Origin of the sequence: Methanobrevibacter thaueri, from assembly GCF_015062915.1 — an archaeon.
Lineage (GTDB): Archaea > Methanobacteriota > Methanobacteria > Methanobacteriales > Methanobacteriaceae > Methanocatella > Methanocatella thaueri_B.
Genome location: NZ_SUTJ01000003.1, coordinates 145,284 through 169,158, shown reverse-complemented (window position 1 = coordinate 169,158; position 23,875 = coordinate 145,284). Strand labels below are relative to the sequence as shown.

At 37.6% G+C, this 23,875-nt stretch carries 26 protein-coding genes; 11 read left to right on the top strand and 15 right to left on the bottom strand.

The window, feature by feature from the left end:
• Positions 1-2: 2 nt before the first annotated feature.
• The 3 genes from E7Z78_RS03365 to E7Z78_RS03355 form a co-directional block, all read right to left on the bottom strand.
• Complete coding sequence (locus E7Z78_RS03365; protein WP_303723817.1) at positions 3-353, bottom strand: nascent polypeptide-associated complex protein; 351 nt, start codon at positions 351-353, stop codon at positions 3-5.
• Between the two features lie 64 nt (positions 354-417).
• Positions 418-1,560, bottom strand: coding sequence for an aldo/keto reductase (locus E7Z78_RS03360; RefSeq protein WP_303723773.1), 1,143 nt, complete (start codon positions 1,558-1,560; stop codon positions 418-420).
• Positions 1,561-1,577: 17 nt separating this feature from the next.
• Complete coding sequence (locus E7Z78_RS03355; protein WP_303723772.1) at positions 1,578-2,663, bottom strand: acyltransferase; 1,086 nt, start codon at positions 2,661-2,663, stop codon at positions 1,578-1,580.
• A gap of 61 nt (positions 2,664-2,724) precedes the next feature.
• Here E7Z78_RS03355 and E7Z78_RS03350 point away from each other — a divergent pair, with 61 nt between their 5' ends.
• Positions 2,725-3,261 (top strand): DNA-3-methyladenine glycosylase I, encoded by a 537-nt coding sequence (locus E7Z78_RS03350; RefSeq protein ID WP_303723771.1) that lies wholly within the window; start codon positions 2,725-2,727, stop codon positions 3,259-3,261.
• A gap of 54 nt (positions 3,262-3,315) precedes the next feature.
• On the opposite strand, the gene E7Z78_RS03345 is transcribed toward E7Z78_RS03350, so the two are convergent.
• From E7Z78_RS03345 to modA, 3 genes are all read right to left on the bottom strand, one after another.
• Positions 3,316-4,350 (bottom strand): sulfate/molybdate ABC transporter ATP-binding protein, encoded by a 1,035-nt coding sequence (locus E7Z78_RS03345; RefSeq protein ID WP_303723770.1) that lies wholly within the window; start codon positions 4,348-4,350, stop codon positions 3,316-3,318.
• Between the two features lie 17 nt (positions 4,351-4,367).
• Positions 4,368-5,042: a molybdate ABC transporter permease subunit gene (modB, locus tag E7Z78_RS03340; protein ID WP_303723769.1), complete on the bottom strand. Its 675-nt coding sequence runs from the start codon at positions 5,040-5,042 to the stop codon at positions 4,368-4,370.
• 90 nt (positions 5,043-5,132) lie between these two features.
• Positions 5,133-5,963: a molybdate ABC transporter substrate-binding protein gene (gene modA / locus E7Z78_RS03335; protein ID WP_303723768.1), complete on the bottom strand. Its 831-nt coding sequence runs from the start codon at positions 5,961-5,963 to the stop codon at positions 5,133-5,135.
• A 329-nt stretch (positions 5,964-6,292) separates the two neighbouring features.
• On the opposite strand from modA, the gene E7Z78_RS03330 reads away from it, so the two are divergent.
• Complete coding sequence (locus tag E7Z78_RS03330) at positions 6,293-6,700, top strand: pyridoxamine 5'-phosphate oxidase family protein (RefSeq protein WP_303723767.1); 408 nt, start codon at positions 6,293-6,295, stop codon at positions 6,698-6,700.
• 13 nt (positions 6,701-6,713) lie between these two features.
• On the opposite strand, the gene E7Z78_RS03325 is transcribed toward E7Z78_RS03330, so the two are convergent.
• The 4 genes from E7Z78_RS03325 to E7Z78_RS03315 all read right to left on the bottom strand — a co-directional run bounded on the left by E7Z78_RS03325 (position 6,714) and on the right by E7Z78_RS03315 (position 10,155).
• Positions 6,714-7,433, bottom strand: a complete 720-nt coding sequence (locus E7Z78_RS03325) for a carboxymuconolactone decarboxylase family protein (protein WP_303723766.1) — start codon at positions 7,431-7,433, stop codon at positions 6,714-6,716.
• A 91-nt stretch (positions 7,434-7,524) separates the two neighbouring features.
• Positions 7,525-7,638: a symporter small accessory protein gene (locus tag E7Z78_RS09730; RefSeq protein WP_368660200.1), complete on the bottom strand. Its 114-nt coding sequence runs from the start codon at positions 7,636-7,638 to the stop codon at positions 7,525-7,527.
• Positions 7,638-9,248 carry a sodium:solute symporter gene (locus E7Z78_RS03320; protein WP_303723765.1) on the bottom strand — a complete coding sequence of 537 codons (1,611 nt, stop codon included), beginning with the start codon at positions 9,246-9,248 and terminating at the stop codon, positions 7,638-7,640. Before E7Z78_RS03320 ends, E7Z78_RS09730 begins: the two co-directional genes overlap by 1 nt.
• A gap of 109 nt (positions 9,249-9,357) precedes the next feature.
• Positions 9,358-10,155, bottom strand: coding sequence for a lipopolysaccharide assembly protein LapB (locus E7Z78_RS03315; protein ID WP_303723764.1), 798 nt, complete (start codon positions 10,153-10,155; stop codon positions 9,358-9,360).
• 208 nt (positions 10,156-10,363) lie between these two features.
• Here E7Z78_RS03315 and E7Z78_RS03310 point away from each other — a divergent pair, with 208 nt between their 5' ends.
• On the top strand, positions 10,364-11,662 hold the full coding sequence (locus tag E7Z78_RS03310; protein WP_303723763.1) for a phenylacetate--CoA ligase family protein: 1,299 nt from the start codon (positions 10,364-10,366) through the stop codon (positions 11,660-11,662).
• A gap of 12 nt (positions 11,663-11,674) precedes the next feature.
• Positions 11,675-12,106, top strand: a complete 432-nt coding sequence (locus E7Z78_RS03305) for an amino acid-binding protein (RefSeq protein ID WP_303723762.1) — start codon at positions 11,675-11,677, stop codon at positions 12,104-12,106.
• A gap of 76 nt (positions 12,107-12,182) precedes the next feature.
• Here the strand turns inward: E7Z78_RS03305 and E7Z78_RS03300 are convergent, their stop codons facing one another.
• From E7Z78_RS03300 to iorA, 3 genes are read right to left on the bottom strand one after another with little or no spacing between them, the layout of a single operon-like run.
• On the bottom strand, positions 12,183-12,461 hold the full coding sequence (locus E7Z78_RS03300) for a hypothetical protein (protein ID WP_303723761.1): 279 nt from the start codon (positions 12,459-12,461) through the stop codon (positions 12,183-12,185).
• A gap of 56 nt (positions 12,462-12,517) precedes the next feature.
• Positions 12,518-13,102 carry an indolepyruvate oxidoreductase subunit beta gene (locus tag E7Z78_RS03295; protein ID WP_303723760.1) on the bottom strand — a complete coding sequence of 195 codons (585 nt, stop codon included), beginning with the start codon at positions 13,100-13,102 and terminating at the stop codon, positions 12,518-12,520.
• Between the two features lie 4 nt (positions 13,103-13,106).
• On the bottom strand, positions 13,107-14,999 hold the full coding sequence (gene iorA, locus E7Z78_RS03290) for an indolepyruvate ferredoxin oxidoreductase subunit alpha (protein ID WP_303723759.1): 1,893 nt from the start codon (positions 14,997-14,999) through the stop codon (positions 13,107-13,109).
• 106 nt (positions 15,000-15,105) lie between these two features.
• On the opposite strand from iorA, the gene tfrB reads away from it, so the two are divergent.
• From tfrB to glyS, 5 genes are read left to right on the top strand one after another with little or no spacing between them, the layout of a single operon-like run.
• The gene (gene tfrB, locus E7Z78_RS03285; RefSeq protein WP_303723758.1) at positions 15,106-16,581 is read left to right on the top strand and encodes a fumarate reductase (CoM/CoB) subunit TfrB; all 1,476 of its coding nucleotides are present in this window, start codon (positions 15,106-15,108) and stop codon (positions 16,579-16,581) included.
• 10 nt (positions 16,582-16,591) lie between these two features.
• On the top strand, positions 16,592-17,509 hold the full coding sequence (locus E7Z78_RS03280; protein ID WP_303723757.1) for a TrmJ/YjtD family RNA methyltransferase: 918 nt from the start codon (positions 16,592-16,594) through the stop codon (positions 17,507-17,509).
• Complete coding sequence (locus E7Z78_RS03275) at positions 17,496-18,326, top strand: DUF362 domain-containing protein (RefSeq protein ID WP_303723756.1); 831 nt, start codon at positions 17,496-17,498, stop codon at positions 18,324-18,326. The genes E7Z78_RS03280 and E7Z78_RS03275 overlap by 14 nt, the downstream gene beginning before the upstream one ends.
• A 27-nt stretch (positions 18,327-18,353) precedes the next feature.
• Entirely contained in the window at positions 18,354-18,938 is a 585-nt protein-coding gene (dcd, locus tag E7Z78_RS03270; protein WP_303723755.1) for a dCTP deaminase, read from the top strand.
• 16 nt (positions 18,939-18,954) lie between these two features.
• Positions 18,955-20,649, top strand: coding sequence for a glycine--tRNA ligase (glyS, locus tag E7Z78_RS03265; protein ID WP_303723754.1), 1,695 nt, complete (start codon positions 18,955-18,957; stop codon positions 20,647-20,649).
• Between the two features lie 9 nt (positions 20,650-20,658).
• Here the strand turns inward: glyS and E7Z78_RS03260 are convergent, their stop codons facing one another.
• Complete coding sequence (locus E7Z78_RS03260; RefSeq protein ID WP_303723753.1) at positions 20,659-21,435, bottom strand: winged helix-turn-helix domain-containing protein; 777 nt, start codon at positions 21,433-21,435, stop codon at positions 20,659-20,661.
• A 185-nt stretch (positions 21,436-21,620) separates the two neighbouring features.
• On the opposite strand from E7Z78_RS03260, the gene E7Z78_RS03255 reads away from it, so the two are divergent.
• Positions 21,621-22,376: a TatD family hydrolase gene (locus tag E7Z78_RS03255; protein WP_369693464.1), complete on the top strand. Its 756-nt coding sequence runs from the start codon at positions 21,621-21,623 to the stop codon at positions 22,374-22,376.
• Between the two features lie 6 nt (positions 22,377-22,382).
• On the top strand, positions 22,383-23,282 hold the full coding sequence (locus E7Z78_RS03250; protein WP_303723751.1) for a TDT family transporter: 900 nt from the start codon (positions 22,383-22,385) through the stop codon (positions 23,280-23,282).
• A gap of 25 nt (positions 23,283-23,307) precedes the next feature.
• On the opposite strand, the gene E7Z78_RS03245 is transcribed toward E7Z78_RS03250, so the two are convergent.
• Positions 23,308-23,871 (bottom strand): cell division protein SepF, encoded by a 564-nt coding sequence (locus tag E7Z78_RS03245; RefSeq protein WP_303723750.1) that lies wholly within the window; start codon positions 23,869-23,871, stop codon positions 23,308-23,310.
• Positions 23,872-23,875 lie beyond the last annotated feature (4 nt).

Genomic DNA, 23,875 nt, shown 5'->3' with positions numbered 1-23,875 from the left:
ATCTATTGGTTTAATTTCATTATTGCTTCAGCAAGATCTCCTTTGCATTCTTCAAGAGCTGCTCTTGCTTCATCTTCACTTACATTAGCGGAATTTGCCACCATTTCAACGTCTTCATCTGGAATCTCAATTTCATATTCCAATTCAACTTCACGGGCTTTACCGTCAATTTGGTAAGTTTCTTGTCCCATAACATTCATTAAACTTACGCTAGGCTCATCAATGATTAATTCTTTATCGTCAAAACGGATAATAACTTCACGGACACCTTCAAGGTCTTCCATTTTCATACCCATCTTTTTCATTTGTCTTTCCATCTGTTTCATTTGTTTTTTGTTCATTCCAGGTATCATATCTAAAACCTTCAATATCGTTTAACTATTTGTAAATATATTGTTAATTGTTATTATAATTAACTTAATTTTCAAATCCATAAATTTCAGTTTCGAAAGTTTTGGCAACATCCTTGAGGACTTCCGGAATGTTAATCTGTTGAGGACATTCCTCTATGCAGTTTTCACATTCAATGCAGTCAGAAGCTATTCCAACGCCGTCAAGCTTTGAATAATTTAAGTATGCGTTACCGAATTGAGTCCAATCCTCTTTTTCAAGAAGTTTATGCTTGTTGTATAAGTCAAATATCTTTGCAATGTCAATTTCTTCTGTACATGAATCGACACAGTACCTGCATTTGGTGCAGTCAACGGTAATGTTACTGTTGATGATTTCGGAAACCTCATCAAGAATTGCAAGTTCCTCATCATTTAACGGGTCAGCATTTTTGAACTCTTCAATGTTGCTTTCAAGCTGTTCGAAGTTGCTTGCACCTGTATACACTACGCATACGTCGTCAATGTTGGCTACAAATCTCATTGCCCATGAAACTACTGACCTGTCCGGATTATAATCTTTCATGAGTTTTTCTGCCTCTTGAGGCACATCAGCCAAAAATCCTCCTTTATAAGGTTCCATGATCATTACTTTCTTGTTGTATTTCCTTGCAACTTCCCAGCATTTTCTTGATTCAATTCCCTCATCGTCCCAGTCAAGGTAGTTGATTTGGAGAAGTACAAATTCAAGTTCAGGATGCTCAAATAGGATTTCCTCCAAAAATTCCGCGTTTCCGTGAGTGGATATTCCAATGTGCTTGATGTAGCCTTCTTCTTTTTTCTTTTGGATGAATGAGTATAAGTCAACGTTTTTCCAAGCGTTTTCTGTAAATCCGCTTACATTATGCAACATGTAATAGTCAAAGTAGTCCACACCGCAGTTTTCAAGCTGTTGTGCGAATAAAGGTTCCAGTTGTGACTCCTCATTGATTACGAATAAAGGCAACTTGGTTGAAACCTTGAATGAATCCCTTGGATATCTTTTAACTACGGATTCCCTGAATGCTGCTTCACCCACTCCTTCATGGTAGACGAATGCTGTGTCGAAGCAGTTGAATCCTGCATCCATATATAAGTCCACCATCTTGTTTACCTGTTCCATGTCAATGCTTGTCTGGTCGTTTTCATCAACCAGTGGAAGTCTCATCATTCCCATACCTAATTTAGTCATTATTATCTCCTCTAAAATCATTTTGCTCCAATTACTTTATTGATATATGGCACTTTTTCCAAAATATACATTATTATCATAGAAGTTATGAGAATCAATAATACCATTTCTATAAAAGTACTGCAGTATCCGCAATATGGAACTATGTCCCTATAAATACAAAGGAACAATCCCTGTATTAGATAAATGCCATAACTGTATTTTGCAATCATGAAAATAAACTTTTTAACCATTTTGGTCAATCTTTCACTGAAATTTAAATTAATATTGAATTTATTGAAATTCCTGAAAAGCAGGAAAACCGCCATCACCTCAATGCACAACAGGATGGAATACCTGTCAAAGAGGTACATCTCGGAAGCTGTTGAAAGATATGTCGCTAGAATGACAGTGATTGCTGATGATAAGATCAACAGCACCAATGCGAAGTAAGGATTGGTTAAAATCTTTCTTTGTGTGTGCCTTAAGTAATATCCTGCTACAACCAAACCTATTGGACATGTGAAATAGGATAACTTGATTGGAAAAGTCATGCCTAATGTATTGTCAAAAAGACAGGTTATCAACCAGAAAACCAAAAAGTATTCGGCTTCCACAAGGTCTGAATGCAACAGCCACTTGTTGAATATCGGCATGATGAGGTAAGTTCCCAAAATCATCCAAAAGAACCAGTATGGCTCATAACCTACTGAAGTGGCTAAAAAAACACCCTTAAAGAAATTCAATATTGAATATGTGTCAAAATTGTTGACAAATGGAAATCCATAATAATACGATATGATTACTGCAATAGCACCTGTTACAATCCCCCAGAATACAAAAGGACCAACAATACGAGGGATTCTCTTTCCTAGAAACTCCCTTATCGTCCATACCCTGCCCAATGACAATGCTCCTGCCAACATAAGGAACAAATCAACGCCAATTCTGAAGCAGTTTCCTGTAAATTGTGAAAATATCCAATCAAATGATGGAATAACAGCATAATCCACCATGACATGCATTCTAGTGACTGCATAAACATGAACAACAATAACGCAGATGATTGCAAATGCCCTTAAAGCATCAAAATAGAATATTCGCTTAGATTTCGCAATAGTCATAATAAAATTTACCAAAATAGATTAAAAATATATTTAAATTAAGTTAATGATAAGTATTTTCATGAACACTAACAGATGCAATTGGGCTGGAGACGATGAAACCTACATCAAATACCATGATGAGGAATGGGGAGTTCCAACCCATGACGACAGGGAACTATTTGAAATGCTAGTTCTGGAATCATTCCAAGCGGGATTGTCATGGATCACCATCTTAAAAAAGCGTGAAAACTTCAGAAAGGCTTTTGATGACTTTGATGTTGAAAAAGTTGCCGAATACGGCGAAGATAAAATTGAAGAGTTGCGCTCAAATGAGGGGATAATACGCCATAAGGGCAAAATCACCTCCTCAATCAGTAATGCTCAGGTTTTCATTGAAATACAAAAAGAATTTGGAAGCTTTGATGAGTATATCTGGGGATTTACTGACGGTGAAATAATCAAGGCAGAGTATTTAACTGAATCTGACTTATCCAAAAGCATTTCAAAAGACTTGAAAAAAAGAGGAATGAAATTTGTAGGTCCGACCATAATATACTCCTATCTGGAATCCATTGGTGTGATTGACAACCATCAGGAAGACTGTTTCAAATATTGAATTATGCAATTATGGCAAAATTAAAAAAAGAATATATAAAATAACTCTTTAAAATTATTCTTCCAATAAAATAATGTTTTTAGGATCCACTTTTAAAAACTCAGGAATGTCGAATTCATGGTCACGAATCTGCTTTTCAACCTTCCACCACAAGCCGTTTCCCAATGTCACTTCCCATTCGAAAGGCATTTCCAATTTCTTTGAATTTGCAGCGCTGAACACGTTAACATCATCTTTTGTAGCAGGTGAAAAATCATGCGCCCTTATTCCGATATGAGTGATGTTTGGAGAAATCTTTTCGGAAACTTCAAATTCAAGGCCCCATTCCAAAGCTTTAAGATGATAATCATCAATGACTTCAATCTTTGAAATGTTCTTGCATCCTGTAATTCTGGCGATTTGGACTTTCTTTGGATTTTCAAATATGTCATAGGTTTTTCCTTTTGCTACGATTTTACCTTCATCAAGTATTATGAGCTCATCACAGAACTGGAAGGCCTCGTCACGGTCGTGGGTGACCAGAACGGAAAGTCCATCAAAATCCTTTAGCATGTTTGCAAGTTCCATTTTTAATTTTTCCTTTAATAAAGTGTCCAAAGCACTGAAAGGCTCATCGAACAATATAACGTCAGGACCATATGCCAATATCCTTGCCAGAGCCACCCTTTGCTGTTGGCCCCCTGACAACTGCCTTGGATATCTTTTCTCAAGTCCTTCAAGATGAAAACGCTTGATCATTTCAGATACGATTTTATCATCATCCTTTTCCAAACCCACAGCAACATTTTCTTCAACTGTCATGTTTGGAAACAGGGCGTAATTCTGGAATAAGTAACCTACATTTCTTTTTTGAGGCTTTAGGTTAATCTTTTTGTCAGAATCAAAATAAGTGGTTTGCCCGTTCATGTTTAAGCTTATTATGCCTTTATCCGGGTCGACAATACCTGCAATGGATTTAAGGGTCATACTTTTGCCGCATCCTGAGGGACCAAGAATACCTAAGCAACCTTTTTTCAATTCAAAATTAACATCCAAGTCGAATTCCTTAAGTTTCTTATGGATATCCACTTTCAACAGTTTATTACTCATAATTTTCCCCTATTTATTTATCTCCATTGCTTTTCCTTTCGTATTGAAACATAATCCATGATAAAGATGGCTATGAATGATATGAAAATGATTACTATAACATAATCAAAGGCACTTCCCATATTTCCTGCGGCCACTTCAGAGTAAACCGCCATAGGAAGTGTCCTGGTTTGTCCTGCAATATTTCCTGCAAGCATGGCTGTTGCACCGAACTCACCTAATCCCCTTGCATAAGCGAGTATTCCTCCACTGATGATTCCTGGCAATGCGTTTGCAAATAACACTTTCCAGAAGATTTTCCACTCAGACATTCCCAATGTACGTCCGGCATCCAATAGGTTAGAATCGACCTGTTCGAATGCTCCTCTGGCGGAACGATACATCAATGGAAATGACATGACAACTGCCGCAATGACTGTTGCAGGCCATGAAAATGCAATCTTATAAGCAAAAAATTCTACAAAAAAGCTTCCAATCGGTCCTCTAACACCGAAAATATACAATAAAAAGAATCCTACAACTGTAGGTGGAAGCACTAAAGGTAATGTGAAAATACCGTCAAGCACAATTTTTATTGAATCGTTTTTAATCTTGATGATTCCCCATGCAATAATCAAACCCATAAAAAAGGTTATGAGAATTGACAAGGATGCAGTTTTCATTGAGATTAAAACAGGTGACCAATCCATCATGTGCTATCTCCACAATATTCCTAATAATTCATATAGACAATATGATATTAAAATTTTTTCAAAAAAAATAGTTGTCATGAATAGGAGAACCTATTCATGAAGAGTAAATCCGTAATCAACAAAAACATCTTTAGCTTCTTTGGTTTGTAAGAAGTCCATAAATTTGTTTGTAGCGTCAGTATCGTTGGTGTCTTTAATTGCAGCTATTGGGTAAATAACTGGAGTGTTTAAAGCATCTTCAGGAGCTTCACAGATAACTTTTACGTCATCAGTGGATTTAGCGTCAGTAGCGTATACAATACCACATTCAGCAGATCCTTGAGCTACTTGGTTTAATACTGCAGTTACATCAGTACCTAAGGATAATTTGGATTCAACATCATCCCAAATTCCAGTGTTGTTCAATACTTCTTTAGCGTATTGTCCAGCAGGTACGGATTCAGGGTCTCCGATAGCGATGTTTCCTTCAACATCTTTTAAATCATCGAATGATGAGATGTTGGAGTTGGAATCAGCAGGCACAATTAAAACTACTTTGTTTTCCAAGAATTGGAGGTTGGTAGAGTTGTCGATAATGCCTTTTTCTACTAAAGCATCCATTTGTTTGTTAGCAGCTGACATGAATACATCTGTTTCCAAACCGTTTTCAATTTGGGTTTGTAAATCTCCACTTGAAGCGTAAGTTGGAGTTACTTTTACACCAGGATATTGTTTTTCAAACATTGGTATTAATTTATCATCAAAAACATTTTTTAAACTAGCAGCAGCAGCTAAGTTAACTTCTTTTCCGTCTAAGCTAGTGTCGGTTGAATTAGTGTCTCCCCCGAGGAAGTCAAATAATCCTGCGGAAACTGAACCTACACTGACAATAACTACAGCTGCTAAAATAGCAACAAGTAATAATTTTTTCATTGATCTCATAGTTATTCTCCCTTTGAATGTTACTAACAGACATTATTCCAAAAATTAGGATTAATGGAAAAAATCAATATGAAAATTATTTTAATTCAATGCAATAAATTTTTTCCATCAATTTTTTAAATAACCTAAATTCTGAATAATAAATCATTATTAGCAATATTAACTATAATAACAATGATATATAAATGTTTTCAATTCGATGTAAACCAATTTACATCGAAAAAAATAAGCCAACAACATGATTTTCAATAATTAACTCGAAAAAATAAACAAAACCTTGTAACATTTATATAAGATATGACAAATAAAATAAAAACAAGGTGAAAAAAATGTCAAATATTGAAAAAGTAAATGATATAATCACAAAAGCAGAAGTATTCTACCTTTCAACAGTAGACGGCGACAAGCCAAAAGTAAGACCATTAGGATTCCACCTCTTGCAGGACGACAAAATCTACTTTGGAGTCGGAACCTATAAGGACGTTTATAAACAAATGGAAGCTAATCCTAATGTTGAAATAGCTGCATGGGATGGTGAACACTTCCTCAGATATTACGGAACTGCTGATTTAAGCAAAAACGAAGAAATAGTTGAAAAATGTTTTGAACTCATGCCTGACATTGCCGAAGCATACAAGGCAAACGGCTGGGAAATGGGCATCTTTTTCCTTGACAACGCCACAGCCGAAATCAGGAACATGATGGAAATTGAAGAATCCTATGAATTTAAGTATTAAGGGTGAAAAACCCTTAATCACAAATTTCATTTATTATTGCCAATGCATTAAGACTTCTTGGAAAACCAATATACGGCAGCATGACTGTTACTGCTGAAACTAATTTTTCCTTATCATTGCCAACACTTAAATTGCCCTGGGTATGGCCCCTTAACTGATTTTCACAACCGCCTAAAGTTGCAATGAATGTAAATGTTATCAGTTCACGTTGTTGATCGTTTAAACCGTCACGAGTATAGAAATCACCGAAACAGTAGCCTTCAAGGAATGTGTTGAAGTGTTTTTGCCCTTCAGGAGCATTGTCGTTCATTGCCTGAATCATTTCAACGCCAAAATATCTGTCCTGGATTTCACGGCCTTTTTGATACCTGTCTTCAGCGTTTGTGTTTGATCTGTTTTCTAAAGGCATTTCAATTCCCTTTTTGTCGAATACCTTAATGACAACACCGAAGAAATTGTGTGCACGGCCAAAGCCGACATATGGAACGGATTGGTAAAGCAATTCCTTAACTTCTTCAGGAGTTATGTATTTGTTGATTGCTGATAATAATATCTTTTTAAACGCTTTAGGAGATTGGCATGCAATTAATGATGCTAATGTCACTAAAACAGAATCTTTTTCATCTAAGGTAGAATGCTTGTAGACTTCATCATATGCGAAGTTTTCAAATATCTCATGAAATTCAGGATCATTTTTCTCTATTCTTCCAAAATTATCGAATAATTGTCTCATTATATCACTTATATCATACATTTGTAATAGGAGATATTTAAATGTTGAGTATTACAACAATTAATGATTTAAAAAAAATAAAATAAAGGAGTTAATCTCCCTTATTCCAGTTTACAATACCATATACAATACATAAAAGTGTGGATAAGATAATTCCAACATAAACTCCCCAAATCAATGGGTCTTCTATTCCTAAAACCATCATTATGCATCACTTCCTTTTGTATCGATGTTTTTAAATGCTTTGTCAATTACCTCATCAGCAGGAGGTTTGGTAAGTAAACTTACTACGATTGTGAATATTGCAGAAACCGGCACTGCTATCAACATTACATCAATGAACGGCCATGGAGCAGCCGGAAGTAATGTTTCCATACCGAATATGAATTTACAAATTCCAATGCCCACTGCAGTTTTCTTGAATACGAAAAACAACCAGAACAGGCTTACGAATGTTCCAGACAATATTCCTGCAATTGCACCAAGTCTTGTAATTCCTTTCCAGTAAAGAGCTCCCAAGAACACTGGCAGGAATGCTGCAGCACAAATTTCAAAGAACAGGCTTGTTCCGAGTGCAACCACACTTCCCGGAAGGGAGAATGCCATTACCAATGCCAATATGATAGCTATCAGGATACCTACTCTTGAAATGCTGACTTGGTCGAGTTTTTGTTTGGATTTGTCTCTTATTGTACCGTAAATGTCCACACCGAATGCAGTACCTTGAGTGTGCAGTTGTGAGGATATTGTTGACATTGCAGCTGCAATCAGGGACAATAGGAAAATGTATACAAACCATTCAGGCAATGCCATTGTGATGAATGTCGGAATAATCTTATCGATGTTTCCTCCAACAACGTCGACTGCAATCTTGCCTAATTTATCAAAGAAGTATACATTGGACAGGGATCCGACAATGTATGCTGTTGTTGGCATGATTGCGATGAATATTCCGCCAATTAAAACTGATCTGTTGAGTTCCTTATCGGATTTCACAGTCATGAACCTTACGATTAATGAAGGTTGTGCGAGCACCCCAATACCTACACCGATTAATGTAGAGGATACAAGTGACCACCAGAATGGTGTTCCGAACTCCGGAAACGAAGTCCAACCCGTTCCGCCCGTTGCCATGGCATCTGCCGGGTACAGATGACCCATGTTGGTAAGTGCAACGTTGGCTGTGTCGACTCCTCCAAGCAACCAATATACAAATACAAGCAGGAACAGCATTGCAACAACCATGATGGTTCCTTGAAGCGCGTCTGTATACATTACACCACGGATACCACCGAAAAGCACATAGAATGTGATGATAATGGATAAGATTAACAATGCGATACTGAAATCAATCAGCAATGAAGATTCCAAGAATCTTGCAGCACCAATCAATACCACTGCCGCATAAAGGGGCATTGCACAGAAAATGATTAATCCTGAAACGTAATGGATGAATTTTGAGTCAAAACGTTTACCTAAAAATTCCGGAAATGTCAAGGATTCCAGAGCGTGTCCCATACGACGAGTCCTTTTTCCTAAAAATACAAATGCTATAAATACACCAATAATAATATTTAAAAATGCTAGCCATAATACACTCATTCCATATTGGCCTGCAACTCCACCAAAACCTACGATTGCTGCCGTTGAGATGAAAGTAGCACCATAACTCATTGCCATGATGAATGGGTGAGTGTCCTTACCCGCAATCATAAAGTCTTCAGAGGAATTGGTTTTTTTGTAAGCGTAGTATCCCACGAATACTAAGGCAAATATGTAAACAATAAATATTATTGCCAAGATCATAACGTTCATAAATAATTACCTCTAAAAAAATATTAAATTACTTTAATATTACAATAATTATTTTAATGAAAAAGTTATATAAAGATTACTATAATACATCGATGTACTTTTTTGTACATTATAATATGAAATACTGAACCCCCGCAATTTCCCCGTCAGTCTTTCCGGTCTCAACAAAGTCAATCAATGCTCCGAGCGCATCATCAATTGATAAGTTTTCCTCATTAACCACCAAAAGGGCCACACTGTGCTCCCTACAGATTTGATTGTAGACAATGCCCTTAAGCATTCCAACATGCTCCTCATCGAACTCATTCAAATCGCTTTTTTCTATCAAGTCCACACAGGCCGCATAATCCTTTGAAAACAGCTTAAGCAGGAATGCAGGCATCAGACTGAACAGGTCACTGTCTGAAAGACCCAAAAACTTCTCTGAAATCTCATCCAAAGCCTTTGAGTCATCATTTCTCATTGCTATAAATGATTTTTCATACAATGCCTCCCTAAACTCCCCATCAATCTCCAAGGCCATGTTGCAGTACCTCAATGCATCATCATAGCAATGCAGTAGTTTGTATAGCTTGGCGAGAAAGACAAGATCATACTTGTCACCCATGTCCACGACACTGATGACATCATCCATAATGTTTAGCGCATTCTGTTCATCATCGGAGAAGATATAGCACAGTACCTTATTAAACCAGGCCAGCTTATTATATGGATTTTGCAAAATCAAAACGTTAACTATTTTAAGGGCATCATCATATCTTTTAAGCTCCATTAGGCAATTTGCGCAGAACAATTGAGCGTACCCATAAAATTCATCATCCTCACCAACATTTTCAAAGTGACCTAACGCTTTCTCATAATTGCCATTATTAAACTCTTGTTTACCTTTGATAATTTCATCATTCACGATTATCACCAAGTAAAACTACTATTGAAAGCCATTTAAATAGTTTTATCAAGCAATAAGTAATTATTGATTACAGTTTGTTATTTTACGTGCTTAACTCAATATTTATGTTAACGTGAAGTGAAAAATTAAACAGTATGACAAAGTTTTAAATAAATTAACTACAAAAGATAAACACGTTAAAAAAATTTTTATATATAGGGATACTATGTTTTGGAATGAGAAAGCAGAATGTATGAACAAAGAAGAGAAAGAAGAACTTCAACTTAAAAGACTACAAGAAACTGTGAAATTAGCATATGAAAATGTTGAATTTTACAAGAAAAGATTCGACGAAGCTGGTTTAAAACCAGAAGACATCAAAACATTAAAAGACATCGAGAAAATTCCATTCACAACAAAAAGTGACCTAAGAGAAGCATATCCATTAGGATTACTTGCAGTTCCTCGTGAAGAAATCGTAGAAGTGCACGCATCCTCTGGAACAACCGGAAAACCAACAGTTACCGCATACACCCAAAACGACTTGGACATTTGGGGAGAATGTATTGCACGTGGACTTAAAATGGCTGATGTTGAAGAAGACTACATCATTCAAAACGCATATGGATACGGATTGTTCACAGGCGGATTCGGTATACACCACGGTGGAAACAAGATGGGTGCAATTACAATCCCTATTTCAGCCGGAAACACCCAAAGGCAACTTGACACAATGGTTGATTTCCAAAGTGAAGTGTTAACATGTACCCCTTCCTATGCAATGTATCTCGGAGAGTCCAGGGAAAAGGCTGGAATTCCACTTGAAGACATTAACCTAAAAGCTGGAATTCACGGAGCTGAAATGTGGACTGATGAAATGAGAAAAAGAATCGAAGCATCATTAGGCATAAAAACCCACAACATTTACGGATTAACCGAAGTAATGGGTCCTGGTGTTGCACAAGAATGTAACGAGCAAAACGGAATGCACATTCAAGACGATCATTTCTACCCAGAAATCATAAACCCTGAAACCGGCGAAACCTTAGATTACGGTGAAAAAGGAGAACTTGTATTAACATCATTAACCAAAACCGGAATGCCTATCTTAAGATTCAGAACCAAAGACCTGACCTCACTAATCGGTGAAAAATGTGAATGTGGAAGAACCACAGTAAGAATGACAAGAATCACAGGTAGAAGCGATGACATGCTTAAAATCAAGGGAGTTATGGTTTTCCCATCCCAAATTGAAAAGGCATTGCTCAAAGTCACAGGCGCAAGCCCTAACTACATGATTCATGTAACCAGACCGGACATTTTAGATGAAGTGGAAGTTAAGGTAGAAGCATCCAAAGAATTGTTCTCAGATGAAATGAAGGAAATGGAAAGAGTTGAAAAACAAATCCAAGCATCAATCAGATCCGAAGTCGGAATCAGAGTTGATGTAACAATCTGTGAACCTGAATCACTCCCAAGAAGTGAAGGTAAAGCTGTTCGTGTAATCGATGAAAGGAACTTATAAAAAGGTGATAAAATGACCGTGAAACAAATTTCAATTTTTGTAGAAAACAAGGAAGGAAGAATTAAAAAGGCAATTGATGCATTAGCAAAAGCAGGCATTAACATCCGTGCTTTATCAATTGCAGACACAACAAAATATGGAATTTTAAGATTAATCGTTTCTGACAATGAAAAAGCAATTGAAGCACTTGAAAAAGATAATTTCATTGTAAAGGAAAATGAAGTAATCGTTTTAGCAGTTCCTGATGAACCTAACGGATTGAATTCCACATTATCAATCTTTGATGAACAAGACATCAACCTTGAATACTTATACGCATTTGTAAGTAGCAACAGCGATGAGGCTATTGTGGCAATGAGATTGGAAAACATGGAAAAAGCTATCGCAGCACTTGAAGGCAGCAATGCTAAAATCTTAAATGAAAACGATATTAAAAACTTATAGAAAAGAGTAACATCTTTTCTAAACTACTTTTTTTTTGAAAAATATTTAAAAAAATAAGAAAAAAGAATTGAAATAGCTAGAATTCTTTTAATAATTTAGCTATATCTTCTCTTGAATAACCTAAACGTACGAAAAGGCTTTTTAGTGGTTCATTTTCCGGAATGACACCTAATTCTCTCCAGCTTTTGAAATCATTTTTAAGGATACCATTAATTAAAAGTTGAAGGGTAATCAAATCGTCACTTTTAACAGCAATAAATGCATCTTCATCCTTGAAAACGTTTTCCGGATCAATTAATGTTACTCTACCATTCCTATCTTTTTTTACAATAGCATTGTCAATTCTGTACGCCATAATACCACAACTCAATTATTAATTATATTTTTAGTTTAAATATTATTTAAATATATTTAACCTCTGATAGATTTGTATCCACTTTCAATTGCCTTTAAATTCATGTCATGGAACTTAGGTTTTAAATTGTTTTTCATCGCTTCAATGACTGATTCCTTTGTGAGAGGGAACTTGTCATCAGCTGTGACCGCACCAAGAAGAACCATGTTCAAAGCAAGAACGCTTCCGGCATCAATGGCCAATTGTGTTCCATCAATCGGAAGAACATGCTTGAAATTCTCCTTCAATGTTTTTGTAATGCTGTCAACACTTGGATAAGCCTTGTTTGTTGATGAAGGAATAATCGGATGTGTATTGTAAACGATTTTGGTTTCAGAGTTTACCTTATCCAATCCTCTTATTGTTTCAATCGGTTCAAAGGAAAGCAGCATGTCTGCACCCTGTTTTGGAATGATTGATGAATTGTATCCTCCAATCTTCAATTCTGTGGAAACTGATCCTCCTCTTTGAGACATTCCGTGAATTTCACTCATCACTACATCCAAGCCCTGATTCATTGCAGCTTCTCCGATGATTGTGGAGGTTTTGATGATTCCTTGGCCTCCAACACCACAAATATAAATACTATAATGATTATCCATTTTTTCACCTACCTGCCTCTAATGCGCCATATTTACATACCTGAATACATACGCTGCATCCGTCACATTGCGCTGTGTCAACTGTGATTTTTCCATTGATTTTTGAAATCGCAGGACATGCCAATTCGCTTACACACTTATCACAGTTATTACAGTTTCCTTCAATAAATTTAACTGGAGGTTTTTTCTCCAATCCTTTGATTAATGTACATGGAGCTTTTGAAATAATTACTGCTGTATCATCCCTCTGCAAAGCTTCCTTATAGGTCTTGACAACCTGATCAAGGTTGAATGGATTAATTACACGCACATAATCACATCCGCAGGCAAGAGCCAATTTACGAATGGACACTTCAGGTGCCTCGTCACCCATTCCATCCACTGGAATTCCAGGGTTAGGCTGACCACCGGTCATTGCGGTAATCCTGTTGTCAAGAACTGTCAGTACGAAGTTGTGCTTGTTGTGAACAGCATTGATCAATGGTGAAACACCACTGTGGAAGAATGTTGAGTCTCCAATGTAGCTTACAACCTTCTGGTCTGTTGAAACTGAAAATCCGCATCCGTCACCTACGCTGGAACCCATTGACAATAGATAATCAGCTGCATTGTAAGGTGGATTGATTCCTAATGTGTAACATCCAATGTCTGATGCGAATACTACATCGGAAGGTTTCAAGCCCAATTCCTCTATTGCAAGGTTTACACCGTAATACATTGCCCTGTGAGGGCATCCTGCACACAGTACTGGTGCACGTGAAGGAATGTCTTCCTGAAGCTTTTCAAGGCTTGCGGAGAACTTAACGTCTTTATCCTGCTTGAAGCCCAATACCTTGTTCAATCCGTCTGCAACAACATCTGAGTTGAACTCATGGTATAATGGGAATGTGCCGTCAAGCTTACCGTGAACGGTAACGTCAAGCTTTTCACTTCCCACAACAGCAAGTGTGTCCCTTTCGATTATTGGGTCGACTTCCTCTACGATGAACACTTCATCCAAGTCCTTGAGGAATTCAGCTACCTTGTCGTTTGGGAAAGGATATGAGAATCCTAGTTTTAAAATGTTAATGTCTAATTCATTGAATTTGCAAACGTCATGAGCATAGTTAAATGCACTGCTTGATGAGATTATACCATATTTCTTTTCACCGGACAATTCAATTTCACGGTTGAATTCTGTTTTGTTGGTTATTTCCTGAATCTTGTGAATCTTATCCCATAATCTTACGTGCATTTCTCCTGCAAATGCAGGTACTGGAACATATTTGGACGGATCCTTGTTGAAGTGGCCTCTCTTCCAGTGGTCATCTCCTTTTGATGAGTTGTCTGCCACGTCTCCAAATTCGACTATTCCTCTCATGTGTGATACACGGGTTGTTGTTCTTACTATTACTGGTATTTTAAACTGTTCTGATAACTCGAATGCATATTTGACCATGTCCTTTACTTCCTGACAGTTGGACGGTTCTAAAATAGGCATGTTTGCCAATTTTGCATAATTACGTGTATCCTGTTCATTTTGAGATGAGAAAAGTGATGGGTCGTCAGCTGACAAGATAACCATTCCGCCATTAACTCCAGAGTAAGCGGTAGTCATGAAGGAATCTGCAGATGCGTTCAATCCCACATGTTTCATGAATGTGAATGACCTTAATCCTGAAGCTGCAGCAGTAGCTGCCACCTCCATGGCCACTTTTTCATTTGTTGAAAATTCAAAATAGATATTGGCGTCTTTAGCCAATACTGATAAAATATTTCCGATTTCTGATGAAGGAGTTCCGGGATATGTAGCTGCAATTGAAACGCCTGCCTCTATCACACCTCTAACAGCCGCCTCATTACCTAGTAAAAATTGCTTTTCACCAGACACTCCTGTGACTAATTCTTTTAAATTCATTATATTTTCCTCAAAATAATCATTAATACAATATATTATATAATACTTCAAACTATAAATATTATATTATAATATTTTACAAGCTTATACTTTTGGAGGGGAAATAATGATTAAAGTTTATGTTTCAAGATTTAATAGTGAAACTGACGCAGAACCTCATTTAGAGTGTTATGAAATTGAAAAGACACCACATATGAAAGTTCTTGACGCACTTCAGGCTATTAATGAAAAATATGATGCTGACATTAGCTTTAGAAGCTCATGCAGGGCAGGGCAATGCGGATCCTGTGGAATTCTTTTTAAGGGAAACGGTGCGCTTGCATGCCAGAAAGAGATAAAGGACGGAGCAATCATTGAACCCCTTAGATTTCCAGTAATCAAAGACTTGATAGTTGACAAGTCAAGCATAGAAGCCAAAGTAAAAGACCTGGAATTGTCCCTCCAATGCGACCATAAATGCGAAGGCATTGATGAAAGCATTACCAAAGCAGATTCAAGCGAAACCAAGAAGGTGAGAAGTTGTATCGAATGTTATTCCTGTCTTTCCACATGTCCGGTTGTAAATATTGCAACCGAAGAGTTCGGAGGACCATACCTGATGAGGTACATCTCCAAATTCGAAAGCGATCCAAGGGATAACTTTGACAGGCTTGTTGAAGCATTGGATGAAGGATTATACAAATGTACCAGTTGCGGAAAGTGTTTGTCAGTTTGTCCTAAAAACATCAACACCTTCGGCGATGCCATTGAGCGCATGAGAGCCATTGCCGTTGCAAACGGTTCAGGACCTCTCCCAGAACATGTCGTATTCAAGGAAAACATCCTGGAAAGCGGAAGGTCCATCAAGACAGACAAGCCATCATTCATTGAAGAGGCTGAAAATGAAACCGGTTCCAAAGTTGCTTTCTTTACCGGGTGTATGGTTGACTATAAATTCCCTGAAGTCGGGCATAAGCTGGTTAAAATATTAAAAGAAAATGGAATAGACATTGATGTTCCTGAGGGTCAAGTCTGCTGCGGTTCACCACTTTTAAGAACCGGTCAGGTTGATATCGTTCAGGACCTTGTTGACAAGAACAAGGAAGTTTTCAAGGATTATGATACTGTAATTACAATTTGTTCCGGTTGCGGATCCACATTAAAGAACAATCACCCTAAATTCGGCTCCAAACTTAATGTGATGGACATTAGCGAGTTTCTGGTTGATAAGCTTGACACATCCAAGCTGAAAGAGGTTAATATGAAGGTGACCTACCATGACCCTTGTCACCTGGGCAGAGGTCAAGGCATTAAGGACCAGCCAAGAGAAATTATTGAAATGATTCCTGGAGTTGAATTTGAGGAAATGCAATATCCTTGCCAATGCTGTGGCGCAGGTGGAGGAATCAAGTCCGGAAAACCTGAAATAGCTCTTGATTTGTCCAAATCAAAGGCTGAAATGATTGAAAAAACAGGTGCAGAGGCTGTGGTTACAATCTGTCCGTTCTGTGAATTGAACCTTCAGGACGGTTTGAATGCAATCGGAAGGGAAGACATTAAATCAATGCATGTTCTTGAATTATTAGATAAAGCTTACGAATAATACTTTGGAGTTGATTAAAATAGGAGATACTGCTGTAAGTGAAGAGAAGATAGTTGAAACCACAACTATGGCTTCACCCGAAGAGAAAGAGGAGAGCAAACCCGAAAAAAAATCAACATCCACCAAAAAGGCCACCTCTACAAAGCAAGCCAGAGGTACCGGAAGAGTCAAGCTTGTTCGTGAAAAGGAAGACGAGGAAGTTAATCTCTTCAAAGATAACATTTATATTGTTTTTGTCGAATGCGAAACTGCTGGAAACGTAGGATTTCTTGCTAGAACAATGGCAAACTTCGGATTAAAAAATCTGGTTCTGATAAATCCCACTAAATTGACAAACGAGGCATATTATCAGGCAACACATGGAAAATACATTGTGGAAAATGCAAAGATTTACCCTACCCTCAATGACTTTTACCAGTCCCAGAGAATTGATTTCAAGGTTGCTTCAACAGGAACTGTTGGGGGAAGTTATAACCTCTCAAGAATTCCTATAAAACCAGAAGAGCTTGGAAAATCAATCAATGTTGAAAACAAGATTGCAATTCTTTTTGGAAGGGAAGGTGATGGACTTTCAAATAAGGAAATAGGAGATTGCGATATCTGCGTGTCAATACCGACCGACCCGACCTATCCGATCATGAACATTTCCCATGCAGCCGCAATAATATTCTATGAGTTATTTAAGAATAAGCATGAATTCGGAGTTGAAGGCCTCAGCGAAAGCAGTACACTTGAAAAGGAATATCTTCAAAAGGATATGGATTCCCTGATAGATTCCCTGGACATTCCTGAGCATAAAAAGAGAAACGGCAAAAAGACATTCAACAATATTATTTCACGTGCATTCATTACCGGGCGTGAAGCCCATACATTTAAAGGAATTTTAAGAAGATTAAATAATAAATTGGTGAACAATGAGAAAGATTAGCTTTGCAGACATTAGTATTTTTGTCCTTAAATACATTTTCAACTGGAGATTTTGGATAGCTGAAATCACCAAGAAATCAAAGGCATATAGAAAAATCATCGACAAGCTGCTTTTTGAGGACGATGAAATCGTTGTTGTTCCAAATACAATTAATATCAATAAAAAAATAGAATCAGAAGGTTCAGAATTCCTACCAACTCAAGTTATAAAGGATGTTGTCAAACGTTGCGATGACATCGTCATCATGAACAGCTGCCTTTGCAGAAGTTCAAACGACTGTCAGGATTATCCAAAAGACATCGGATGTATCTTTTTAGGGCCGACAGCCAGAAAAATCCCTAAAAATATAGGACATCTTGCAACCGTGGAAGAAGCCTTTGAGCAGATTGACCGAGCAGACGCTGCAGGATTGAGCCACATTATCGGAAGAAATAAAATCGATACCGTGTGGATGAATGTAAGGCCTGGAAAAGGATTATTAACCATCTGCCACTGCTGTCCATGCTGCTGTCTGTGGAAAGTGTATCCTAACCTGGATGAAAGCATCAGTGACAAGCTGGAAAAGCTTGACGGAGTGACCGTGACACTTAATGAGGACAAGTGCCGAATGTGTAAAAAATGTCTGGATGAAACCTGCATGTTTGACGCCATCAGCCTTAAGGATAACAGGATATCCATTGATTTTGACATCTGCAAAGGATGCGGATTATGTGTCAATGCATGTAAGTTCGATGCAATCACAATAGACTACAGTGACGAGACAATAGATAATGTGGTCAATAGAATGGACAATTTACTTGAAATCAGAGAATTATAATACTTATTAATTTACTTGTGTGAAAAAATGGCAATTTTAAGCGATAAAGATATAAAGAGATATTTGAAAGAGGACAAGATAGCAATCGAACCTCTCAAAGACGAAAAGCAGATTCAACCGTCTTCCGTGGATATGAGATTAGGGGATGAGTTCAAAGTATTTAAAGTAATCAGAAAACCTTTCATTGACCCTAAAGATCCAGAAGACATTGCATCTTACATGGAATCAACAACCGTTAAGGAGGGTGATGCATTCATTATTCACCCAAATGAATTCGCACTGGCAACCACCTTGGAATATGTCAAGATACCTGACGACCTTGTTGCAAGGGTTGAAGGCCGTTCAAGTATGGGCCGTTTGGGCGTTACAATGCACGTTACCGCAGGTTTCATTGACCCTGGTTTTGAAGGGAAAATCACCTTAGAAATATCCAACATCGGTGCAATGCCTGTTGCACTGTATCCGGGTCAAAGAGTGTGTCAGATTGTATTTGAAACCATGACCTCACCTTCAGAATTGCCTTATGGACACCCTGACAGGAACAGCAAGTACATGGGTCAGACTCGCCCTGAAAGCAGCAGAGTCAAATTAGATTATGAATTGAAAAAATAAGAAGGAGTTAATTTTTATGAATCATGACAAAATGAGCAACATCAGTGCTAAAAGAGGATTTTTATGGCCATCATTCGAAATATATTCCGGAGTGTCAGGTTTTACTGACTACGGCCCTCTTGGAGCAAGCCTTAAGAACAACATTATGCAGAAATGGAGAAAACAATACGTTTCCGGTGAAGGATTCTACGAGATTGAAGGACCTACCGTTATGCCTAAAGAAGTCCTGAAGGCATCTGGACACGTTGACAACTTCACAGACCCAATGTGCAAATGTGAAAAATGTGGTGAAGTGTTCAGAGCAGACCATATCATTGAAGAGGTAATCGGAGAAGATGTGGAAAGCCTTGAAAACGAGGAACTTGACCAAATCGTAATCGACAACAACATTGTATGTCCTGAATGTGGCGGAAAACTTTCAAACATCTGGAACTACAACCTGATGTTTAAAACCGAAATCGGTGCGAAAGGAGATAAAGTAGGGTACATGAGACCTGAAACCGCACAGGGAATATTCATATTGTTCAAAAGATTAGAAAGATTCTTCAGAGGAAAATTACCATTTGGAGCTGTTCAGCTTGGAAAAGCATACAGGAATGAGATTTCCCCAAGACAAGGAGTTATCAGACTTCGTGAATTTACACAAGCAGAAGCTGAAATCTTTTTAAACCCTAAAGACAAGACCCATCCTAAATTCTCACAGATTGAAGATGCGGTATTGCGCCTAAACTCACAGGAAGTTCAGGAAAACAACCTTGAACCTTTGGAAATCACAGCTCGCGAAGCATTGGATAAAGGCATTGTCGCCAATGAAATGCTCATCTACCAATTATACCTTGCACGCAAATTCCTTACTGAAATCGGTATTCCTGAAGACGTGTTAAGATTCAGACAACACTTAGCAGGGGAAATGGCTCACTATGCCCTTGACTGCTGGGACGTTGAAGTGAAAACCGACAAGTACGGTTGGGTTGAAATCATCGGAATTGCCGACAGGGGAGATTATGATCTGTCTTCACACTCCAAGTTCAGTAATGATGAATTGAACGTCTTTGTTGAGTATGATGAACCTAAAAAAGTTCAAAAAACAGTTGTAAAACCTAACTTGTCCAAATTCGGACCGGTCTTTAAAGGAGATTCTCCTAAAGTCAAACAGGCCATTGAAGATGCTGATGTGAATGAGGTTAAAGCTGCACTTGAAGCTGACGGCAAATTCACCGTTGAATTGGATAAGGTTTATGAAGTCACCGAAGACTTGCTTATCTTTGAGGAAGTTGAAGAGGAAATAACCGGTGAAAAGATCACTCCTCACGTTATTGAGCCATCATTCGGTATTGACCGTATCACATATTCAGTATTATTGCATTCCTTTACCGAAACCGAAGGAAAAGACTACTTCAAGTTCAACAAGTCAGTTGCACCAGTGCAAGTCGGTATTTTCCCACTTGTAAACAAGAAAGGATTACCTGAAGTTGCACAGGAATTAACCGAAACCTTAAGAATGGAAGGTTTCACCGTTGAATACGATACCACCGGTACCATCGGTAAAAGATATGCAAGAGCTGATGAAATTGGTATTCCTCTTGCAGTAACCGTTGACTTCGACACTTTAGAAGACAATCAGGTTACAGTTAGGGATAGGGACACCGAAGAACAGGAAAGAATTCCTATTTCCGATTTAAAAGAATACCTTGAAAAGTATTATAAATGAGTTTAACACTCATTTATCCAATTTTTTAAAATATCTAAACAGGTTATTGGCCCATTTCAGGGAGTCCTTACCTGTTGAGATAACCAACCTATTTTTATCAAATATACCATCATTTCTGAAAAAACCCAGTATCATCATCTTGTCGGTGATGATTAAAAGGAAATTGTTCTTGCCACGGAATGTGGAGATGTATTTTACCCTTGATCTATTGTTGTAGATGTTTGAGAGTTTTTTAGAAACCAAGATTTCAACGAACTTGCCGTCATCAGCCAATTCGTTGAGTTTTAAGTTTATTCCTTCTGAGTATACCGGCAGAATGCAGCGGGCACTGTTGGCTTCACCAATGTTGTTTTCAATCAGATTATCGATCATGTCCGCATTCACACCATCTGACTCCACCATAAGAGAACCGTCGAGCATGTGCATTTCAAGAATTGACTCTAACGGTAGCTTATGGACGATGTGACCTTCAATGATGTTGAATATCTCATCCAACAGGTTTATGATGATTGACAGTTGCAATATGTTTTTCATCTGCAGTTTCAATGAGCTTGCAAGGTAGTACCTGTTTGAATTGCGGTATACCATGTCCCTTAGCTCCAGCTTGTGCAATGTGCTTGATATGGAGCTGTAGCTTAAATCTGTTTTATGTGTTAACTCTTTCATATTACTTGGATTTTCATATAATGCTTTCAATACCCTTAATCTAATTAGGGAATTGGATACGAACTTTATATCTTCTGATACCTTATTGTAGTGTCTTACATGATTTTTTGTTCTGTTCAAATTGACCACCTAAATAGTATTACATTTAAACTAATTTTTATTACTGAAATAATATAAAAGATTTTAAAGTGAACATGTGCTATAAGTTGCACTTGCACAAGGTTTAAAAGCAATATGTTTTTTAGGCAAATTTTTTAAAAATGAAAAATATAATAGGATTAGATAAAAGTTCAAACAGTGATAAAATGATTGATACCCATATGCATGCAGATGCCAGAAGCGGAGAGGACTTTGAAAAAATGTTTTTAGCCGGAATCGATACTGCAATAACCTGCAGTTACTATCCATACAAGATTCCTCATGAAATGATTCTTTTAAATCATCTCAATAGAATTCTAGAGCTTGACACCAAAAGGGCGATGGAACATGGCCTTGAGTTGAAGGTTGCACTTGGAATCCATCCGACAAACTCAAATGTCAATCCTGAAATCATATTCGATGAATTATACAAGTGGATAGAAACCGATCAAATTGTGGCAATCGGTGAAATCGGACTTGAGGATTTGACCGACAGTGAGATAAGCGTCTTTGAAAGGCAACTGGACATTGCAAATGAAACCAAATCCAAGGTAATCATCCACACTCCAAGAAGAAACAAGAGGGAAGTTCTCAAAAGAATCCTTGAAATCGTTCCGCAGCACATTGAGGAAAGTCAGGCAGTGATTGATCACATTAATCCAGAGGTTGTTTGTGATGCAATTGACAGTGACTGCATGCTCGGATTGACAGTTCAGCCGCAGAAGATGGATGAGTTTGAGGCAATCTCCATTTTGGATGAATATGGATTTGACCGCTTCCTTTTAAACAGCGACATAAGCAACAAGCCTTCAGACCCTCTTTCCGTTCCCAAAACCGTTCGTGAACTGGTAAGAAAGGGATATGAAAATAAGGAGATTGAAAAGGTCTCATCTCTAAATGCAAAGGAATTCTTTAGATTATAGATTTTTATGAATGTCATTGAAAAGTTGCCCCTGCCCGTTTCAGGTTTGGTTCTTGCATTATTCTCACTAGGGAATCTGGTTCAGGATGTCCATCCCTATTTGAGATATCTATTTGGAAGCATTGGAGGAATATTTTTAGTCCTGATACTTTTGAAATTAATATTATACCCTGAAACCATAAGAAGGGACTTGAAAAATCCTATCATTCTCAGTAGTTTCGGTACATTTCCAATGGCAGTGATGCTTTTATCTACATATCTTAATACATTCATGCCCGCCTTTTCGTATGGTGTGTGGATTATAGGAATTGGCCTTCATATTTTGCTAATGATTTACTTCACCTATCGTTTCGTCATACGTGAATTTGATATAAAGACAGTCTATCCAAGTTGGTGGATTGTGTATATTGGAATCACCATGGGAGCGATAACCGCAAATGTCCATGGACTAAACGATATCGATTTCATATTCTTCATGATCGGATTCATCTCAATGCTTGTGACCACTCCAGTCGTATTCTACAGATACATCAGGTATCCCAATAATCAGGACATGAACAAGCCTTTGATATGTATTTTCACAGCATTATTCAGCATACTTATTGTAGGATATTTGAATTCCGCTGAAAGCGTGTCATATGAATTTGCAATGGGACTCTATCTGATTGCATGCATATTCTACATTTTCGCACTGTACAAGTTCATTGACTATCGCAATATTGGCTTCTACCCAAGTTTTGCAGCATTCACATTCCCATTTGTAATCAGTGCACTTGCAACAAAAGGAATTGTGGGAAATGTGGCCTCCAATATGATATTAGACAACATCCTAATTATGGAAACGGCAATAGCATTGATTCTGGTGATGTATGTACTAGCGAGATATTTGGTGTTTTTAAAAAAATAGTTGAAAAGTAGAAAATCAATTCTACTTATCCTTTATTGACGACTTTTACTTTTTTAGGAGAGATGATAATCAGATTCTTGTCTTCTGTACGGGAAAGCAATAATGCCTGTGCACCGTATCTTGATCTCATCTGCTTAATCTTATCTCCGGCCAACTTGTAGTTTGGAGCACTTTCCTTTTCCAAAAAGGACAAGTCCAAAATGACAGGATTTCTCTCTTCAATGACCTGATCAACTACATAGTTGATGTCATCGATTGTTTTAGGCCTTATTAGGACAATCTCATAATAGGACTGTTCAGGGATGATGACAAAGTCATTAGGATCCTCATATCTTGGAGTTGGTTTTGGTACAGTTCTTGGAGTAGCACTTGGAGTAGGTCTAGGAGCTTGCCTGTATTGTGCTTGAGTATTTGGCCTGTACTGTTGTTGTGGTTGTTGACTTGAACGATTTTCCTGTGGCTTTAAAACATCTTTGATACTGCCGACAATGTTGGATAACTCATTAGATAATTCGCTTTTAGGTTTGTCCTTGCTGCCTTCAGTTTCTTCAAAGCCTAAACTCTTTTTAAGTGTATCTGTGAAACTCATTTAA

What these genes read in the sequence shown, in the direction of transcription:
- modB (WP_303723769.1), bottom strand. Translation starts at nt 5,042, where the DNA reads ATGATGGATTGGTCACCTGTTTTAATCTCAATGAAAACTGCATCCTTG.
- dcd (WP_303723755.1), top strand. Translation starts at nt 18,354, where the DNA reads ATGGCAATTTTAAGCGATAAAGATATAAAGAGATATTTGAAAGAGGAC.
- E7Z78_RS03350 (WP_303723771.1), top strand. Translation starts at nt 2,725, where the DNA reads ATGAACACTAACAGATGCAATTGGGCTGGAGACGATGAAACCTACATC.
- E7Z78_RS03275 (WP_303723756.1), top strand. Translation starts at nt 17,496, where the DNA reads ATGAGAAAGATTAGCTTTGCAGACATTAGTATTTTTGTCCTTAAATAC.
- E7Z78_RS03255 (WP_369693464.1), top strand. Translation starts at nt 21,621, where the DNA reads ATGATTGATACCCATATGCATGCAGATGCCAGAAGCGGAGAGGACTTT.
- E7Z78_RS03245 (WP_303723750.1), bottom strand. Translation starts at nt 23,871, where the DNA reads ATGAGTTTCACAGATACACTTAAAAAGAGTTTAGGCTTTGAAGAAACT.
- E7Z78_RS03300 (WP_303723761.1), bottom strand. Translation starts at nt 12,461, where the DNA reads ATGGCGTACAGAATTGACAATGCTATTGTAAAAAAAGATAGGAATGGT.
- E7Z78_RS03310 (WP_303723763.1), top strand. Translation starts at nt 10,364, where the DNA reads ATGTTTTGGAATGAGAAAGCAGAATGTATGAACAAAGAAGAGAAAGAA.
- E7Z78_RS03330 (WP_303723767.1), top strand. Translation starts at nt 6,293, where the DNA reads ATGTCAAATATTGAAAAAGTAAATGATATAATCACAAAAGCAGAAGTA.
- E7Z78_RS03360 (WP_303723773.1), bottom strand. Translation starts at nt 1,560, where the DNA reads ATGACTAAATTAGGTATGGGAATGATGAGACTTCCACTGGTTGATGAA.
- E7Z78_RS03355 (WP_303723772.1), bottom strand. Translation starts at nt 2,663, where the DNA reads ATGACTATTGCGAAATCTAAGCGAATATTCTATTTTGATGCTTTAAGG.
- iorA (WP_303723759.1), bottom strand. Translation starts at nt 14,999, where the DNA reads ATGAATTTAAAAGAATTAGTCACAGGAGTGTCTGGTGAAAAGCAATTT.
- E7Z78_RS03250 (WP_303723751.1), top strand. Translation starts at nt 22,383, where the DNA reads ATGAATGTCATTGAAAAGTTGCCCCTGCCCGTTTCAGGTTTGGTTCTT.
- E7Z78_RS03295 (WP_303723760.1), bottom strand. Translation starts at nt 13,102, where the DNA reads ATGGATAATCATTATAGTATTTATATTTGTGGTGTTGGAGGCCAAGGA.
- E7Z78_RS03345 (WP_303723770.1), bottom strand. Translation starts at nt 4,350, where the DNA reads ATGAGTAATAAACTGTTGAAAGTGGATATCCATAAGAAACTTAAGGAA.
- E7Z78_RS03325 (WP_303723766.1), bottom strand. Translation starts at nt 7,433, where the DNA reads ATGAGACAATTATTCGATAATTTTGGAAGAATAGAGAAAAATGATCCT.
- glyS (WP_303723754.1), top strand. Translation starts at nt 18,955, where the DNA reads ATGAATCATGACAAAATGAGCAACATCAGTGCTAAAAGAGGATTTTTA.
- E7Z78_RS03305 (WP_303723762.1), top strand. Translation starts at nt 11,675, where the DNA reads ATGACCGTGAAACAAATTTCAATTTTTGTAGAAAACAAGGAAGGAAGA.
- modA (WP_303723768.1), bottom strand. Translation starts at nt 5,963, where the DNA reads ATGAGATCAATGAAAAAATTATTACTTGTTGCTATTTTAGCAGCTGTA.
- E7Z78_RS03365 (WP_303723817.1), bottom strand. Translation starts at nt 353, where the DNA reads ATGATACCTGGAATGAACAAAAAACAAATGAAACAGATGGAAAGACAA.
- E7Z78_RS09730 (WP_368660200.1), bottom strand. Translation starts at nt 7,638, where the DNA reads ATGATGGTTTTAGGAATAGAAGACCCATTGATTTGGGGAGTTTATGTT.
- tfrB (WP_303723758.1), top strand. Translation starts at nt 15,106, where the DNA reads ATGATTAAAGTTTATGTTTCAAGATTTAATAGTGAAACTGACGCAGAA.
- E7Z78_RS03320 (WP_303723765.1), bottom strand. Translation starts at nt 9,248, where the DNA reads ATGAACGTTATGATCTTGGCAATAATATTTATTGTTTACATATTTGCC.